Origin of the sequence: Bifidobacterium pseudolongum subsp. globosum (assembly GCF_004155535.1) — a bacterium.
In the GTDB taxonomy this organism is placed as follows: Bacteria; Actinomycetota; Actinomycetes; order Actinomycetales; family Bifidobacteriaceae; genus Bifidobacterium; species Bifidobacterium pseudolongum_C.
This window is the reverse complement of sequence record NZ_RYUH01000014.1, coordinates 159,679-174,656: the sequence shown is the minus strand read 5'-3', so window position 1 is coordinate 174,656 and position 14,978 is coordinate 159,679. Positions and strand designations below refer to the sequence as shown.

Annotated in this window: 10 protein-coding genes; 7 read left to right on the top strand and 3 right to left on the bottom strand. The window is 57.4% G+C overall.

Annotation, left to right across the window (positions count from 1 at the left end; genetic code table 11):
- Positions 1–71: 71 nt before the first annotated feature.
- Positions 72–1,184, top strand: a complete 1,113-nt coding sequence (locus PG2093B_RS07660) for a polysaccharide pyruvyl transferase family protein (RefSeq protein ID WP_129897980.1) — start codon at positions 72–74, stop codon at positions 1,182–1,184.
- Positions 1,185–1,224: 40 nt separating this feature from the next.
- On the opposite strand, the gene PG2093B_RS07655 is transcribed toward PG2093B_RS07660, so the two are convergent.
- Positions 1,225–2,730 carry a lipopolysaccharide biosynthesis protein gene (locus PG2093B_RS07655; protein ID WP_129880828.1) on the bottom strand — a complete coding sequence of 502 codons (1,506 nt, stop codon included), beginning with the start codon at positions 2,728–2,730 and terminating at the stop codon, positions 1,225–1,227.
- Positions 2,731–2,876: 146 nt separating this feature from the next.
- Between PG2093B_RS07655 and PG2093B_RS07650 the strand changes: the two genes are divergently transcribed.
- Both PG2093B_RS07650 and PG2093B_RS07645 read left to right on the top strand, forming a co-directional pair.
- Positions 2,877–4,253 carry a Coenzyme F420 hydrogenase/dehydrogenase, beta subunit C-terminal domain gene (locus tag PG2093B_RS07650; RefSeq protein WP_165369745.1) on the top strand — a complete coding sequence of 459 codons (1,377 nt, stop codon included), beginning with the start codon at positions 2,877–2,879 and terminating at the stop codon, positions 4,251–4,253.
- A gap of 73 nt (positions 4,254–4,326) precedes the next feature.
- The gene (locus PG2093B_RS07645) at positions 4,327–5,580 is read left to right on the top strand and encodes an IS30 family transposase (protein ID WP_242502886.1); all 1,254 of its coding nucleotides are present in this window, start codon (positions 4,327–4,329) and stop codon (positions 5,578–5,580) included.
- Between the two features lie 68 nt (positions 5,581–5,648).
- On the opposite strand, the gene PG2093B_RS07640 is transcribed toward PG2093B_RS07645, so the two are convergent.
- Positions 5,649–6,662: a glycosyltransferase family 2 protein gene (locus PG2093B_RS07640; protein ID WP_129897978.1), complete on the bottom strand. Its 1,014-nt coding sequence runs from the start codon at positions 6,660–6,662 to the stop codon at positions 5,649–5,651.
- Between the two features lie 508 nt (positions 6,663–7,170).
- On the opposite strand from PG2093B_RS07640, the gene PG2093B_RS07635 reads away from it, so the two are divergent.
- The 3 genes from PG2093B_RS07635 to PG2093B_RS07625 all read left to right on the top strand — a co-directional run bounded on the left by PG2093B_RS07635 (position 7,171) and on the right by PG2093B_RS07625 (position 10,605).
- Complete coding sequence (locus tag PG2093B_RS07635; protein ID WP_165369744.1) at positions 7,171–8,274, top strand: EpsG family protein; 1,104 nt, start codon at positions 7,171–7,173, stop codon at positions 8,272–8,274.
- 62 nt (positions 8,275–8,336) lie between these two features.
- On the top strand, positions 8,337–9,470 hold the full coding sequence (locus tag PG2093B_RS07630; RefSeq protein WP_207215008.1) for a glycosyltransferase family 1 protein: 1,134 nt from the start codon (positions 8,337–8,339) through the stop codon (positions 9,468–9,470).
- 10 nt (positions 9,471–9,480) lie between these two features.
- Positions 9,481–10,605 (top strand): glycosyltransferase, encoded by a 1,125-nt coding sequence (locus PG2093B_RS07625; RefSeq protein WP_160199510.1) that lies wholly within the window; start codon positions 9,481–9,483, stop codon positions 10,603–10,605.
- 72 nt (positions 10,606–10,677) lie between these two features.
- Here the strand turns inward: PG2093B_RS07625 and PG2093B_RS07620 are convergent, their stop codons facing one another.
- The gene (locus PG2093B_RS07620) at positions 10,678–13,626 is read right to left on the bottom strand and encodes a leucine-rich repeat domain-containing protein (RefSeq protein ID WP_165369743.1); all 2,949 of its coding nucleotides are present in this window, start codon (positions 13,624–13,626) and stop codon (positions 10,678–10,680) included.
- Between the two features lie 9 nt (positions 13,627–13,635).
- On the opposite strand from PG2093B_RS07620, the gene PG2093B_RS07615 reads away from it, so the two are divergent.
- On the top strand, positions 13,636–14,970 hold the full coding sequence (locus PG2093B_RS07615) for a glycosyltransferase family 2 protein (RefSeq protein ID WP_242502865.1): 1,335 nt from the start codon (positions 13,636–13,638) through the stop codon (positions 14,968–14,970).
- Positions 14,971–14,978 lie beyond the last annotated feature (8 nt).

Here is a 14,978-nt window from a genome sequence, read left to right as displayed (position 1 = left end):
TCCTATTCGTCTTACCCATACTCCCAGTACCGTACTGTACGTGATGGGGAAGATACTGTGCTTTTTTATATATGCACACGGAAAAAGCGCATACGGCTGATATTCTCAATAGCATGGGTTTTAAAGAGAACATGAAAGAGATGTTTGGCGCTGCCCGCATTGGGCGGTTGAACAACCTTCAGGCATACCTGAAGGGAGCCGAACAGCATCGGAACGAATTCGAAGCAATAGGTGATCAGCGGCTTTGCGTGCTGGTCGGTATGGCGAATTACGGCAATATCGGTGATTTGGCGATTTCCGAAGCGCAACTCCAGTTCATGCGCCGCAATTTTGACGGAGCGGTGCTGGAAATACCCACCATGCATTTCTGGGAGTACGAAAAGCTGCTCAAGGAGTATCTCAAGCCGCATGACGTCTTGTGCCTGCAGGGCGGCGGCAATATGAGCGACCTGTACTACTGGTTTGAATATGAGCGTTGTTCCGTGATGGAGGTGTTCCCGAAGACGCGCACGCTTGTGCTGCCGCAGACGCTGGCGTACACGACCCCGGATTCGTCGTTGCTGCGGTACAGCCAGCGTGCATACGCACAGTGCAGTGACCTGCACCTGTTCGCCAGGGAACGTGTTTCCGAAGAACTCATGAAAAAGACGTACCCACATACGGATGTGCGCTTGGTCCCCGACATCGTCCTCAGCCTTGATGCCGCGGATTATGCGGATTTCACCCTTCCCCGGCGCACGCTGACCACGATGCTGCGCAAGGATGAAGAGCGCAAACTGACCGATGCCGATTGGTCGGTCATTCATGAGGCGGCGAGCGCGATGTCGTTGCCGTTGAAGGAGACGGATACCATCATCGAGACGATGGACATCACCCCGCAGCAGCGCAAGGTCATTCTGCGCGATATGCTGAACACCTTCGCCTCATCGCGCGTGGTGATCACGGACCGCCTCCACGGCATGATCTTCGCGGCCATAACCGGCACGCCGTGTGTGGTGCTTTCGAACAGCAACCACAAGATCCAAGGCGTGTACGAGTGGATCAAGGACTTGCCCTACATCGAATTCATCTCCGATGTGCACGAGACACAGGGAGCCTTGAACCGTGTGATTTCTGCGGACACCACCTATCCGCTGGAGCGAATCCGCAAGGAATTCGCCCCGCTGAAGGATTGCCTGCGCTGATACAACAGACGCACGGGGCCGTGCATGGTGGGACTGGGACTCAATGTTTTTTCGCGAACCGATTGAGGACCAGTCCTTTTTCTTGCTTGTTGAGGATGCACGCCCAGAAGACACCACCGAATACCGCGCTGTAGACTACAATCCATGCGATGAACGCGATCATCGAGTGGACCGGAACGAAATGCGCGCCAATGAGGCAGACAGCCAAAACGCCTACAGCGCCGGCCACGATTGGCAGCTGGTGACGCCAGAAATACATCATGTTCAGCCCGATGTGGGTGTGGTAATACCAGTTCATGAACAGACCAGTGCCGAGGAGGATGCTGGCGATGTAGCCGATGGCTGTGGCCCAATATCCCATGCGGGGAATCAGGATGATGGAGATGGCGATATCGAGCGCCGCGGTGAGGATATAGATGACGCTGCGGGCACGATGCCGGTTTTTGGCACGCTGGATTTCGATGCCCACATTCTGGGTAAGGGGAATCATGACGGGCAATGTCATGGCGGCCGCAAGCCAGTAGGCGGCCATGTTTTGCTTGCCGGCCCATATCTGCACGAAATACTGGCCCACCAGGATGAATCCGCCGTAGACATACCAGAAGAGCAGCATCTGGTAACGGCCCAATTGCGTCATCAGCACGGTGAGCTCATGGTTGTCGTCTGTAGTGGCCACAATGCGGTTGATCTTCGGAATGAACACCCCCGAGATGGTGGTGGATAGCGAGAAGAACAGATTCCTGACCTGGGTGGCGATTGAATACGTCGCCACCATGCTTGCGCCGGCCATGGCGCCCAGCAGGAAGTTGGGGACCTGATTGTTGACCAAGTCGAAAATCTGATTCAGCAGGATCCAAAAACTGAAGACCGCGATCGCTTTGAACAGGTTCTTGTCGAGATTGGTGAATACGAACCGCATATGGAGACGGCTGCGCGCGTAATGCGCGTTCAGTACAAGCAGTACCACATTGACGGAGAGGATCGCCAGCGAGACGCCTATGGCCCCGAATCCCATGAGCAAAAGCACCACGGCAAGGGCGGGCTGCGCCAACGTGGTGGCCAGCTGGCGTGTTTGTTGGAAGACGAAGCGCTCCTTGGCGGTGATGAACGATGTGTACGGCGTCGAGAGGAACGTGACCGCGATATTGATGACCATGATGACCATGAGCGAGCGGGCCAGATTGACTTCGGAGGGGTCAAGGCCTTTGGAGAAGAGCTGCTTGACGAATGCCACCAGGAACGCCCCGGCGATGATGCTGATGAGGCTTGCCGCGGCATAGATCAGCATGAACATGCCGTTGAGTTTGTCGATTTTCTCCTCTTCGTTCTGGGTGCGGTGAATCATATAGAACCGCACATACGACCCGGAGAACCCCGCACTGAGCAGCGTGAGCGCAAACACCACCGAGTTGGTCATCTGGAATACACCGTAGTCGTTTTGCCCCAGAAAATGGAGCAGCAACGGTGTATACATGAAATTGACGATGTTCTTGGTCAGGATATTGACGTAACCGAGAAGCGCGCCGGCTTTGCGTTGACTGGCCACCCTTCATCTCCTCTATGCTTGCCTTTATAGTAGCCTTTATTGAACCATAGCAATATGCGATGCCAAAAATCATCTGGAGTAAACCTACGTACATGGTTTTTCTATGATTGGGAATGCACGCCTGTGGACCATGGAGAGGAAGCGGCATGAAAGATATTTCGCGCGTGATGGAGGGGGGATACTGCATTGGATGCGGTGCCTGCCCCTTTGTGGATCCATCGATTTCGATGGTCATGGATGATGACGGAAAGTACCAGGCCAAGCCCGGTGCATCGGAACCTTCGGACAAAGCAAACGCGTGCTGCCCCTTCGCCAATGCCCGGTTGAATGAGGATGTGCTTGGCAAGCGCCTGTTTGGCTCGATTGATGGGATCCAGCACGATTCCGCCACCGGGTATTATCTGGAGAACTATGCAGGCTATGTGACTGCGGATGGATATCGTGACCGCGGCAGTTCTGGTGGCATGGTCAGTTGGCTTGCCGCGAAATTGCTGGAAATCGGCAAGGTGGATGCGGTCTTGCATGTGAAGCCGGCCGAAGACGAATCGATCATGTACGAATACCGCGTTTCCACGTCGGTCGAAGAGCTCAAAGAGGGCGCAAAATCCAAGTATTACCCGATTGAGCTGTCTGAAGTGCTGCAATATGTGGCCGACCATGATGGACGCTATGCGGTCATTGGCATTCCGTGTTTCATCAAGGCGATGCGATTGGTCGAGCAGGAAGACGAGGTCATCGCCGCTCGCGTCCGCTACCATCTGGGATTGGTGTGCGGCCACCTCAAGTCCACGTTCTTCGCCCTTTCGGAAGCATGGGAGAGTGGCATTCCGCTGCAAGACATCCGCATGGTCGATTTCCGGTACAAACTGCCCGGACGCAAGGCGACCGACTACGGCATTCAGGCCACCGGTGTGGTGGACGGCAAGACGGTGACCGTGACCAAGCCGACGCGTGAGCTCTCCACAACCAATTGGGGATATGGCTATTTTAAATACAACGCCTGCGAATACTGCGACGATGTGTTGGCGGAAACCGCCGATATCACATGCGGCGACGCTTGGCTCCCCCAATATGCCAAGGACGGGCAAGGAACCAATGTGGTGGTGGTGCGCTCGCTGGAAATGAAAGAGCTGTTGGAGCGTTTCGCCGATGAAATCCACTTGGAAGCCATCTCGGCAGACGTGGTGGCCCAATCCCAAGGGTCCGGCTTGCGCCACCGGCGTGAAGGAACCTCATACCGTCTGTATTTGAAGGATCAGGCCGGTGAGTGGCGCCCAACCAAGCGAGTGAAGCCCAGCAACCGCATACCGCACTGGCGCAAGGCGGTGTACAGGGAACGCTTGGAGTTGGTGCGGCAGAGCTTCATCGGATTCCACTTGGCCGAGCGTAGCCCCCAAGGCATGCAGGCGTTCAATGAACATATGGCGCCATATCTCAAGCGGTATAAGCGTGCCGACAATCCGTGGTATAGGCGCGTGGGCAAGAAGGCGAAGCAGCTTGTGCGCCGCGTACTGGGCAAGTGACCGGTAAGGGTGCGGCCCGGTGGGCGGGTTCCAGTGATTGTCGCAACACTTTGAGGAATCGGAGGTTGCGACGATGGGCTACGAGTTCGAGGGAGTTGTGTACGGACGGCTGCGTGACATGCAGGCCGCAAGGCGAGCCCGCTATGCGGAGCTGCTGAAGGCGGGCATGAACTTCACGCAGGCCGCGCACGCGGTCGGCGTCTCCAAGCGCACGGGCAAGGTGTGGCGCAACGGGCGCACCCGTTCGACCGGGCGTAACGAGAGGCCACTGGTTGATTGGTACGCTGGCCGCATGGGACCAGAACGAGACAGGCAGGCGGGCACGCGGCGCCATCTGAGCGAGGACGAGCACATCGAGATCGCCGACCTGGTGCAGGCCGGCGAGGGCGTGCGCGCCATCGCACGCAGGCCGGGGCGAAGCCCCTCGACCATCAGCCGCGAGCTTCGGCGAAACGCCCACCCGCGCGACGGCGTCTACCAGCCCCGGCGCGCCCACCAGATCGCCCGGTCGAGAAGGCCGCGGCCCAAGGAACGCAAGATCCGACCCGGCACCGCCCTGTACGACTACGTGGCCGCCGGACTGGAACACCACTGGAGCCCCGAGCAGACCGGCCGGCGCATGCTCCTCGACTTCCCTGATAATGAGGCCATGAGAGCATGTCACGAAACCATCTACCAAGCCATCTACGTGCAATGCAAGGGCGAGCTGCGCAAGGACCTCGCCAAGGCGCTACGCAAGGGACGCGCGGCCAGACGGCCCAGAAACGACGGTCAGTGCCGCCGGCCGCGCTTCCGCGAGCCGATGGTCATGATCAGCGAACGGCCCGCCGACGTCGCCGACCGGGCGGTCCCGGGCCATTGGGAGGGCGACCTGATCTGCGGGACCGCCAACAGGAGCGCCATCGGCACGCTCGTGGAACGCACCACCCGCTACACGCTCCTGCTCGCTCTGCCCGACGGCCACGACGCCGAACACGTCCAGCAGGCCATCATCGACAAGATGGGACGGCTGCCAAGGCCGTTGCTCAACTCGCTGACCTGGGACCAGGGCGGCGAGTTGGCCCTGCACCGCAGGATCACCGCCGCCCTGGACATGCAGGTCTACTTCTGCGACCCGCACAGCCCATGGCAGCGCGGCACCAACGAGAACACCAACGGCCTGCTCCGGCAATACTTCCCCAAGGGCACAGACCTTTCCGGATACAGCCAGGACTACCTCGACGCCGTCGCCGACGAACCCGACGACAGGCCGAGAAAAACCCTCGACTGGGCCAAACCCGCCGAAAGAATCATCGAGCTGTTCAACACCATACAATACGCTCAATAAAGCAAACAATCACAACGACGTGTTGCAACAACCACTAGAATCCGCCCACCGGGCCGCACCCTTACCGGTCACTTCTTGCGCAGACTGTGGATGATCCGGTAGGTGCGGTAATGGCCGCCAACGAGGAGTTTGAACCCCATTTCGTGTGCCAGCGAGTCGCTCGTGAGGTAGCGGTTCTTGCGCCACTGCGGGAAAGCGCGGTTCATCCAATCACGAATCTGTCGCAACTCTGTTCGGGGGAGGGGGCCTTGGTCACGCAGTATGTGACGTGGCTCCCAATACAGCACATGCTCAATGGCCTGCCATTCCACTTCAGGCAGGTATTCCTCTTCTTCGGGCCCCAATACCGCCAGGAGATGATCGAATCCCTGCGTGATGCGCAGGCGGTCCATGGCGGAGGTGGTTTGCATGACGCTATGGGGATTGCATACATAGTGGTATGGGTAGGCGTTGATGCCATAGATGGAAGAGGCCCGGATCAACAACGGAATGACGCTGACCAGGTCTTCGCCCACTGGAATCTCCCCATACAGTGAATCGGCGCGGAAGAGGTCTCGGGCGAAGACCCACGGCCATAGCTGTGCTGCCTTGCGCACCGCCTCGTGCTTGTCCAGCATCTCACTGTTCTGCATGGCCATGCCGTGGCGGAACAGTTCGTTGCCAGTGCCGTCGATGTAGATGTAGTTGTAGCCGTAGATATCCGCATGCACAGTGTGCATGGCCTGCAGCACCTTGTCGAATTCATAGGGGTCGAGATAGTCATCACTGTCCAGAAACGCGATATATTGGCCCTTGGCGTTGTGCACACCTGTCTGCCTGGCCGCGTTCTGCCCTCCGTTGCGTTTGTGCCGGAACATCGAGACAGAGGTCTTCAGGCGTTCCAGAAGTGCATGTACTTCGCGTTGATCGAGGTATTGCGAGGCGTCGTCGACGAGGATGACTTCCATGTCGCTGTACTGCTGATCGATGAAGGGTTGGAGTGCACGGGTAAGCAGGGAGACCGATGTGTTGTATACGGGAACAACCAAGCTGAGCATGGGGTGTTCCACATAGTGCTGCGACGTATAGACCAATTGTGTCATTGCACGACCTTCCGGGTTGTCTCTCGTCTGTATGAATTAATTGCCGAAGACGCTACAGGCGGAAGTCCTTCGGCTGCTCTATTTTTTGATGATAGCAAACGTGATATTGGGCGCGATGGCCGCGGAAAGGGAACGGCGGTGCGCCGTGTATACCAAAGGATACAGCCGTGGCCACGTTGGGCGATATCCCCATCATTGAATGGGGACGGGGGGATTCGGTGAAAAGAACAGAACCCTCGGTATCTTTGGATATATATTTATGGCATGCCAATTCTGCTATAACAGACCACATCTAGAGTTACACTTTATATCGCTATGTGTGCGTAATATGCGTGTGGATGGACGGATGTTGTAGGGGAAAGGCGGTGGCCACATGACCGGCGGCGACGCATGTCCGTGTACCCCATACGGGCGAATCTCCAGGCTTCTGCAGATGGAAAGGGGCACCATGCTGCCTGTGCTCGAGGAGGAATGGAAGTAAGTGTTCCTTTACCTGATAACGTTTGCGGTGGCGATTGGGTTTGCCTTCTGCTCAGACCTGTGCCAGCGGCAAATCTCGATTGCCAGACGTGACCTTGCCGGGCAGGATCTGCGCAATGCCGTTACTGCCGCAAAGATCGGCAGATACGTCTTCATCCTCTGCTCCGCCGCCGTACTGATCCTGCTTTCGGGCTTGCGGTACGACACCGGCGTGGATTACTTCTATTCGTATGTGCCGTCGCTGGAAACCGTACGAGCTGGGTCGGCTTCGCACTACGACCCACTGTTCAACTTCATCATCGCGTGCTTTGCCCGCTTGCAAGACAACCAGTGGTTCTTCGCGGCCATGGCGCTGTATACGGTCGGTATGATCTATTACGGCATCTGCCGGCGTGCCGAGTACATTGCGATTCCCGTCGCGTTGTACCTCGTGTCGTTCAATTACCTCCGTTCCTTCTGTTTTGTGGCGCAATACGTGGCGTTGGCAACGTTCTTTGTGGGGTTCACCGCGCTGCTCAAGAAGAAGTGGATTCCCGCCGGGCTTCTCATCGTGCTGGCTGTGTTGCTGCATCAGAGCGCGATCATCGTCGTGCCGTTCATGCTGATGTACTTCCTACGAACCAGATGGATGACGCTCATCTCGATTCTGCTGCCCATCCTCGCGTTGCTCGGGCAAAGCGCCGTCAGGGTCATTTTCGTGATGTTCGGGTCCAGCACCCGTTTCGATTACTACTTCGGCAGTGAATACGACATGGGGTACATGGACAACACATTGATCCTCATCAATTTTGCCGTGTTCGCAATGTTCCTGTTCGTGTACTACATGACCCAGGCTTACCAGGAGCATGACCGCAACCTCTCGTTCTACATGCTTGCACAGTCCCTCGCGCTGTCATTCTCGCTGCTGCAATCTGCCATACCGCTGGGGTACCGGTTCGTCTGGTTCTTCATGTTCCTGCAATGCCTCTCCATACCACTGTTCCTCAAGCGGATGTTCTCTGGTGCGGAGTATTACGTGATCAATACCGTCGTGATTGTGCTGTTCCTGGTGTGGATGATTCTGTACCCGCTGCAGGGCAGCTCGAATGTACTGCCATACCACCCCATTTTTGACCCGATGAGTTCATATTGAGCCTCATACAGAACATAGTGTGCATTATTTAGAATGTGATGAGGAAAGAAAAGGACGGGTACATGAGCAACAGCAAGATTCGCGTGGTGCAGGTCGTGGGCCAGATGAACGGCGGCGGTGTGGAATCGACCATCATGAGTCATTTCCGGTTCATCGACCGGGACCGATTCCACTTTGATTTTGTTGCGAATGCCGATTCCACGCACATCCCGTACGACGAGATAGCGGAACTGGGCGGCACCGTGCACACGGTGCACCCGTACCGGTCGTTCAGCAGATACAATCAGGACTGCGTGCGGCTCTTCGGAGAGCTGCGCCCGACGATTGTGCACGCAAACGTCAATGCGTTGAGCGTATTCCCCCTGCATGCGGCCAAACAGGCGCATGTGCCGATTCGCATTGCGCATAGCCACAGCACCGCCAGCCCGAAAGAGGTTTCGAAGACGGTCGTCAAAGACCTCTTGCGGCCGTGCTCCCGCATGTTCCCCACCCATTTGGCGGCGTGCGGTGAACTGTCTGCACGCTGGCTGTTTGGAAACACCGCGGTGAACAACGGGCGTGTGAAGCTGATCCGCAATGCCGTCGATCTGGAACGGTTCTCTGACGATGAAGGCCTGCGTAGGCGGATTCGAGAGGAGCTCGGGGTCGGCGACGCGTTTGTCATTGGGCAGATTGGGCGCCTGTGCTACCAGAAGAACCAGGGGTTCTCGCTGCGCGTGTTCGCTGAACTGCTGAAAATCCATACAAACGCCGTGCTGGTGTTGGTGGGAGGCGGCTCCGAACGTGAACAGCTCGAGCAGGAAGCCCGGTCGCTGGGCGTGTTTGACAAGGTGAAGTTCCTGGGGATTCGCAAAGATGCGCCGGCGCTGTACAACGCATTCGACGTGATGGTGTTCCCCTCCCACTACGAAGGCCTGCCGGTGAGCCTGATTGAGGCGCAGGCTTGTGGCTGCCCATCCCTGGTCTCCGACGTGGTGACGAAGGAAGTGCAGATTGTGCCGGGCATGATCGAATCGTTGCCTCTGAATGCCGGTGCCGCCATGTGGGCCAAGGCGTTGCTTTCCCTGGGGCTGCGGACGCGCGATGCAAGGTCGGCCGGTGGCCGGTTCCTGAAGAACGCAGGGTATGACATTCGCGACAGCTCGAAGGACCTGGGCGATTGGTATGAGACGTTGCTCCACGACATTGCCAAGTGAGGTGCGGTATATGGGCATGCAGGCGCAGGGTGGCAAACCCTCTGTTCTGGTATTTGAGGCCAGTGAGAATTGGGGTGGCGTCGAGTCGTTCATAGCCAACGAAATCTACCCGCTGCTTGGCGATTATGCCATTGATGTGGTAGTGCAGAACCGTGACTCGAATGTCAGCAAACGTTTGGAACGCATGGGCATCCGCACCGTGGAATGCGCCGGCAGTGTATTCTCGCCATCATACAAAAAGAATGTATTGAATATATTCAAAAACAATTACGACATTATACATTTCAACAAGAACTCATTGCTCAAGTTCCCGCCGATTCTTTGGGCCAAGCGGTATACGCAGAGCAAGGTGATCATTCATTCCCATAACACACAGCCCTCGTCGTCGACCCCCGTGGCGCACGTGCATTACCTGCTGCGCCCGTTCATTGTGCGTAAAGCGGATTGCCTGCTTGCATGCTCGCAAGCGGCTGGCGTGTACATGTTCGGCGATCAGCGGCAGTTCGAGCTGATTCCCAACGGTGTGGATGTGGAACGGTATGCGTTCAATGCGCAAGACCGCGAACGGATGCGCTCGGAACTGGGGATTGCTCCATCCACACATGTCTTCACCCATGTCGGGCGATTCAGCGATCAGAAGAACCAGCGGTTCCTCATTGAGATATTCGCCAAGTACCATGTGCACGACGCCGATTCGGTGCTGTTGCTTGTGGGCAACCACAGTGGCATGCTCAACGAGATGCAGCAACTGGCTTCGACGCTCGGGGTGGGCAGTAGCGTGCGTTTTCTGGGTGTCCGCTCAGATATTCCGCGACTCTACAGTGCGTCGGATCTGGCTGTCTTCCCCTCCAAACACGAAGGATTGCCTGTCACTTTGGTGGAGGCGCAGGCCAACGGGCTTCCCATCCTGGCTTCGCAAGCCATTACGAAAGAGACGGATATCGCCAATCTGATTCGGTTCGAATCCTTAGATCAAAGTGCCGAGCAGTGGGCCGCCCGCATGCAGCAGGAAATCCAGCAGCCAATTGCGCTTGAGGCGCGTAAAGGCTATGCGGACACTGTGCGCGAGGCCGGTTATGACATGGCTGACGGCATACGCCGGATGAAGGCGATATACAACCGCCTTGCACAATAGCCTGTGGTTATGGCTGAGGGGGGCGTCCCGGGGAATTCCCCGGGGCGCCCCCCCTCAGCCATAACCGGAACCTCAGGACTTGCGTAGATAGGTATACATGCGGTGCAGGAACACCGCCATATCTTGCCTGTTGAGGCTATTCCTGCCACGGAAGGTGCCGTCCGGGTTGCCTTGGGTGATGCCGGTGGAGGCGAGCCAGAGGATCTCGGTGGCTGCGAAGCTGCCCTTCTTCACGTCCTTGAACTTGGCGTAATCCTTCTCGGTCGGTTTGAATGATACGGCATTCTTATCGCCGGCCAAGTAGGCAAGGCGATAGAGGTAGATGGCCATATCTTGCCTGGTGAGCTTGTTGGTGCCACGGAAGGTGCCGTCCGGGTTGCCTTTGGTGATGCCGGTGGAGGCGAGCCAGAGGATCTCGGTGGCTGCGAAGCTGCCCTTCTTCACGTCCTTGAACTTGGCGTAATCCTTGGCGGATGGCTTGAATGTGGCCGCGGAGCCAATATTCTGCAGTGTGGCAAACCGGTACAGGAAAATGGCCATGTCCTGGCGCGTGAGCGTCTGCCCATACCCGTAGGTGCCGTTGCTGTTGCCCTGCGTGATCCGCATGGACGTGAGCCAGTCGATGTCGCTCGCGAACAATGCGCTCGTGGGCACATCGGTGAAGCGCTGGCGAACGGTCAACTTGAGTGAGGCCGTTTTGCCGCCCGCTGTGGCCATGACTTCGGTGGTCCCCGGCTTGATGGCGGTGACAGTGCCTTTCTGATCCACCGAGGCGATGGAAGCATCCTTCACCGACCATGTGATGGTCGGTTCCTTGGCATCGGCCGGAAGCGTGGAAGCCTTCAACGTTGCCTTCGCTTGCGTGTTGAGCTGTAGCGATCCATTGATGATCTGGTCGCCGCTGATGGCCACGGAATCGATCGGAATGCCTTTCTTCTCCACATAGATCGTGGTGGTGACGTTCTTGCCGCGGGACTTGCCTTGCACGGTGAACGAACCCGCCTTGCTGTATCGCTCGGCTGGAACGCTTTCCCACGTCACGCCCTCGTAACTGGTCTTCCCATCGCTCCATGTCGCCTTCGCATAGATCGGGAGTGTGGGCGCAGTGCCGACTTTGGTGGTCACGGAATAGGAGATGAGCGAAGACAGTGTGGCGTTGGTCACGGTGACCTTGCGGCCGCTCCACGTCTTGTTCTGCGCGTTGTCTTCCACATAATACTGGATGGCGTAGGTGCCCAGCGTATGGATATCCAGCGTGTTCTTGGGAATCTGGATGCGGTCTGTGATATCACCGTCCACGTTGTCGGTGGCCTTCACCCCATCCATCCAATCATAAGGCTGGCCGATGGTGGAATAGGTGTCGTACACGCCCGTGATGACCGGGGCGGTCTTGTCGGTCTGATTGACCGTGACCGGCTGGCGCACTTTGCCAGAGTACAAATAATTCCGGCTATCCGATTCACTGAAGGTGAAGGAGTACTTGCCGCTCCGAGACACGTTCGTCCAGGTCACGGTCCCGGTGGCTGGGTCGTATGTGCCGCCGGCCGGCGAAATGTCTTTTGGTGTGAGGTATTGCCCCATGCGGCCCTTGGCGGTGCGCACGCTCACCGTACCCCCGACGTTCACGGTGACGGGGTCACGCCACACGCTCTGCCCGTCGTTCATCGAGTATTCCGTGGGTTCCAGTTTCTGGAACGCCGACATGTCGTCGATGCCGTTGGATTCGAGCTGCAGCCTGTGCAGACCCGTGACATCGGCGATGGGGCTGACATCCGTGAAGAGGTTGCCCGAAACCCACAGGGCGTTCAGTGTGGGCCACTGCCGCACAACGGAGAAATCGGTGATGTTGTTCGAATAGATGTCTACCCACGCGAGCTTGGGCACGTTGGTGATGGTGGAGATGTCTTCGATGTAGTTGTTGCCCAATCCGAGGCCCCACAGGTCGGGTTTGTTGGCCAAGGCACTGACATCCACCACACGGTCGTTGTAGAACTGCACGTCGTAGAGCTTCGACAGCGAGGCCAGCGGGGAGATGTCGCTGATCGGATTGTCTGACATATGGATGCTGCGCAGGTTGACGAGATGCTCCAGACCCGAAAGGACCTTGATGCCGGTGTTGTTGGCGAGCACCTTGGTCACCTTCCCCAACTCACCAGCGGCCACCACATCGGAGGATGTGCGTCCAAGTTCCTTGGAGACCGCCGTGGCAAGGGCGGCGTCGGGGAAGCATTGCGCGAACGTGGAGGTGCCTTCCTGGCAGGTTGTCTTCGTGGCCTTCGTGCCAGCCGGGGCTTCACGCCATGCAGGGGGCGTGGCGGTATCTTCCGGCTCCACGTTTTCGGCGCCTGTATGCGTCACATTGGCCCGCACGATTCCGGAGAACGGCATGTCGCCGGACTGGCCGCCGCCCTGCGACTGGTATACGGCAATCAGACCGATGCCGCTGTACTGGTCCGCCTTCCACGTGATCTTTCCGGTGGAAGCGTCATAGGTGCCATTGCTGGCAATGGACATGGGCTTGATGTGTTTGCCGTCGTACCCGATTGGGGTGTCAACGCTGAATGTGGCACCAAAGTCGACGGTGACGTCGTATTCGATCACCTGGCCGGTCATCACCAAATACTGGGGAGGGTCCAACGTGATGTTAGCCGCGCTGAATACCTGGTTGCGGCTCAGATCGGCCCCCTTCATCTGCGTGAAGTTATTGATCACATCAACATTGGTCAATTGGTTTGAAGAGGCCCACAGGTATTCAAGATTCTTCGCACCGGCCAATGGATCGATCGAGGTGACGGAGTTATGGGCCAGATTGATGGTGGTGAGCTTCGTCAGGCCGCTGAGCGCGGAGACATCGCTGATATTGTTGTCTCCCAAACCGAGTTCCCGCAGATTGACAAGCGGGGCGAGGGGGCTCAGGTCGCTGATGTTGTTGTTGTACAGCCGCAGGTTCTCCAATGCGGAGAATACGCTCAAACCGGTCAGATCGGTGATGCTTGCATTGCGGGCATCCAAAGAGGTCAAAGCGCGCACATGGTTCTGCGTAATGGTGGTGGCTCCATTGGAGACCTTCAGCGTGTCCATCACGGCCTTGCGCAATTTGGCGTCGGGCAAGCATTGAGCAAAGCTGCTACTGCCCACCGTGCAGGTGCTGGCGGTGCCTTTGGCTTCTTCTGCGAAGGCCGGCGGCACGGCTGGGGTGGCGACAAGCGCAACGGCAAGCAGCATCCCCAGCAGAAGAGACAGCCGTCGAATCGTTTTGGTATACACGAGAATCCCTCCTTAATCTACAATCGTGCACACAGCGGCGCCGCGATTCTCGTTGTGACAGCGCATGCTGTATGGTTGTGCCTGAATCAATATGCAAGAAACCATTCTAATACAGTGGGATATGCGCAACAGCCTTTGTTTTGGAGGTGTTGTGAAAGAATGGCAGAAGAGAAAGGGCGGGGTCGAACAATGAGCCGGAACACCCCCTTAGTCAGTGTCATTGTGCCGGTCTACAACAGCTCGGCATATGTGCGCACGTGCTGCGATAGCGTGCTGCAGCAGTCGTACACCAATCTGGAATTGGTTCTGGTGGATGATGGATCCACGGATGAAAGCCCGGCTATCTGCGACGAATACGCCAAGCGATATGGCAACGTGCGGGTCGTGCATCAGCCGAACGGCGGTGAGTCGGCCGCCCGCAACACGGGCCTTTCCGTAGCCAAGGGCGAATACATCATGTGGGTCGACAGTGACGATTGGATTGGCCCCGATTGGATCGCCTCGTACATGGACCATGTTGCCAACCAAGCAGTGGATGTTGTGGTGGCGGGGCGCGTGACGGGCCGGTATGGTTACCCCCAGGCGCTGATTCAGTATCTGCTGAACCACATTGAGCACACCATCTGGATCAGTTGCGTTCGCCGAGACGTCTTTGACGGACTGAGCTTCAGCAACCACACCATTGGCTGCGACGCGTTGATGTTGACAAAACTGTTGGCAAAAGCTCATTCCACCTACGTCATGCCACGTCCTGAAGGCTACCATTACATGGACAATGAGGAGTCGGTGACTCGTGTGCACAATATCGGCACGCGTATGGGATGGCCTGCGCGCGCGCAGGACGAGCTGGATTTCATTGCCCACACGGCGCCGGAACTCATGTCGTGCGCTCGCTTTGACGTGATGCGCGGCGCCGGTGTGATATACCGCAATGTGAGGGCATTGCCGCTGCCACCGGAAGAGAAAGGGCGCAAGAAGGCGCTGTTGAAGCAATTGCGCCGCTTCATCATTGACGGTCTGACCCATCTGCCAGTGCGCTACATGTCGTTCAAGGACTATAAACAGGTCGTATTGACCATCCGCGACATGTGGTTCTGAGCCCGGGC

Coding starts and splice junctions, on each gene's coding strand:
- PG2093B_RS07630 (WP_207215008.1), top strand. CDS start 8,337: ATGAGCAACAGCAAGATTCGCGTGGTGCAGGTCGTGGGCCAGATGAAC.
- PG2093B_RS07660 (WP_129897980.1), top strand. CDS start 72: ATGCACACGGAAAAAGCGCATACGGCTGATATTCTCAATAGCATGGGT.
- PG2093B_RS07625 (WP_160199510.1), top strand. CDS start 9,481: ATGGGCATGCAGGCGCAGGGTGGCAAACCCTCTGTTCTGGTATTTGAG.
- PG2093B_RS07640 (WP_129897978.1), bottom strand. CDS start 6,662: ATGACACAATTGGTCTATACGTCGCAGCACTATGTGGAACACCCCATG.
- PG2093B_RS07645 (WP_242502886.1), top strand. CDS start 4,327: ATGGGCTACGAGTTCGAGGGAGTTGTGTACGGACGGCTGCGTGACATG.
- PG2093B_RS07650 (WP_165369745.1), top strand. CDS start 2,877: ATGAAAGATATTTCGCGCGTGATGGAGGGGGGATACTGCATTGGATGC.
- PG2093B_RS07615 (WP_242502865.1), top strand. CDS start 13,636: ATGGTTCTGCGTAATGGTGGTGGCTCCATTGGAGACCTTCAGCGTGTC.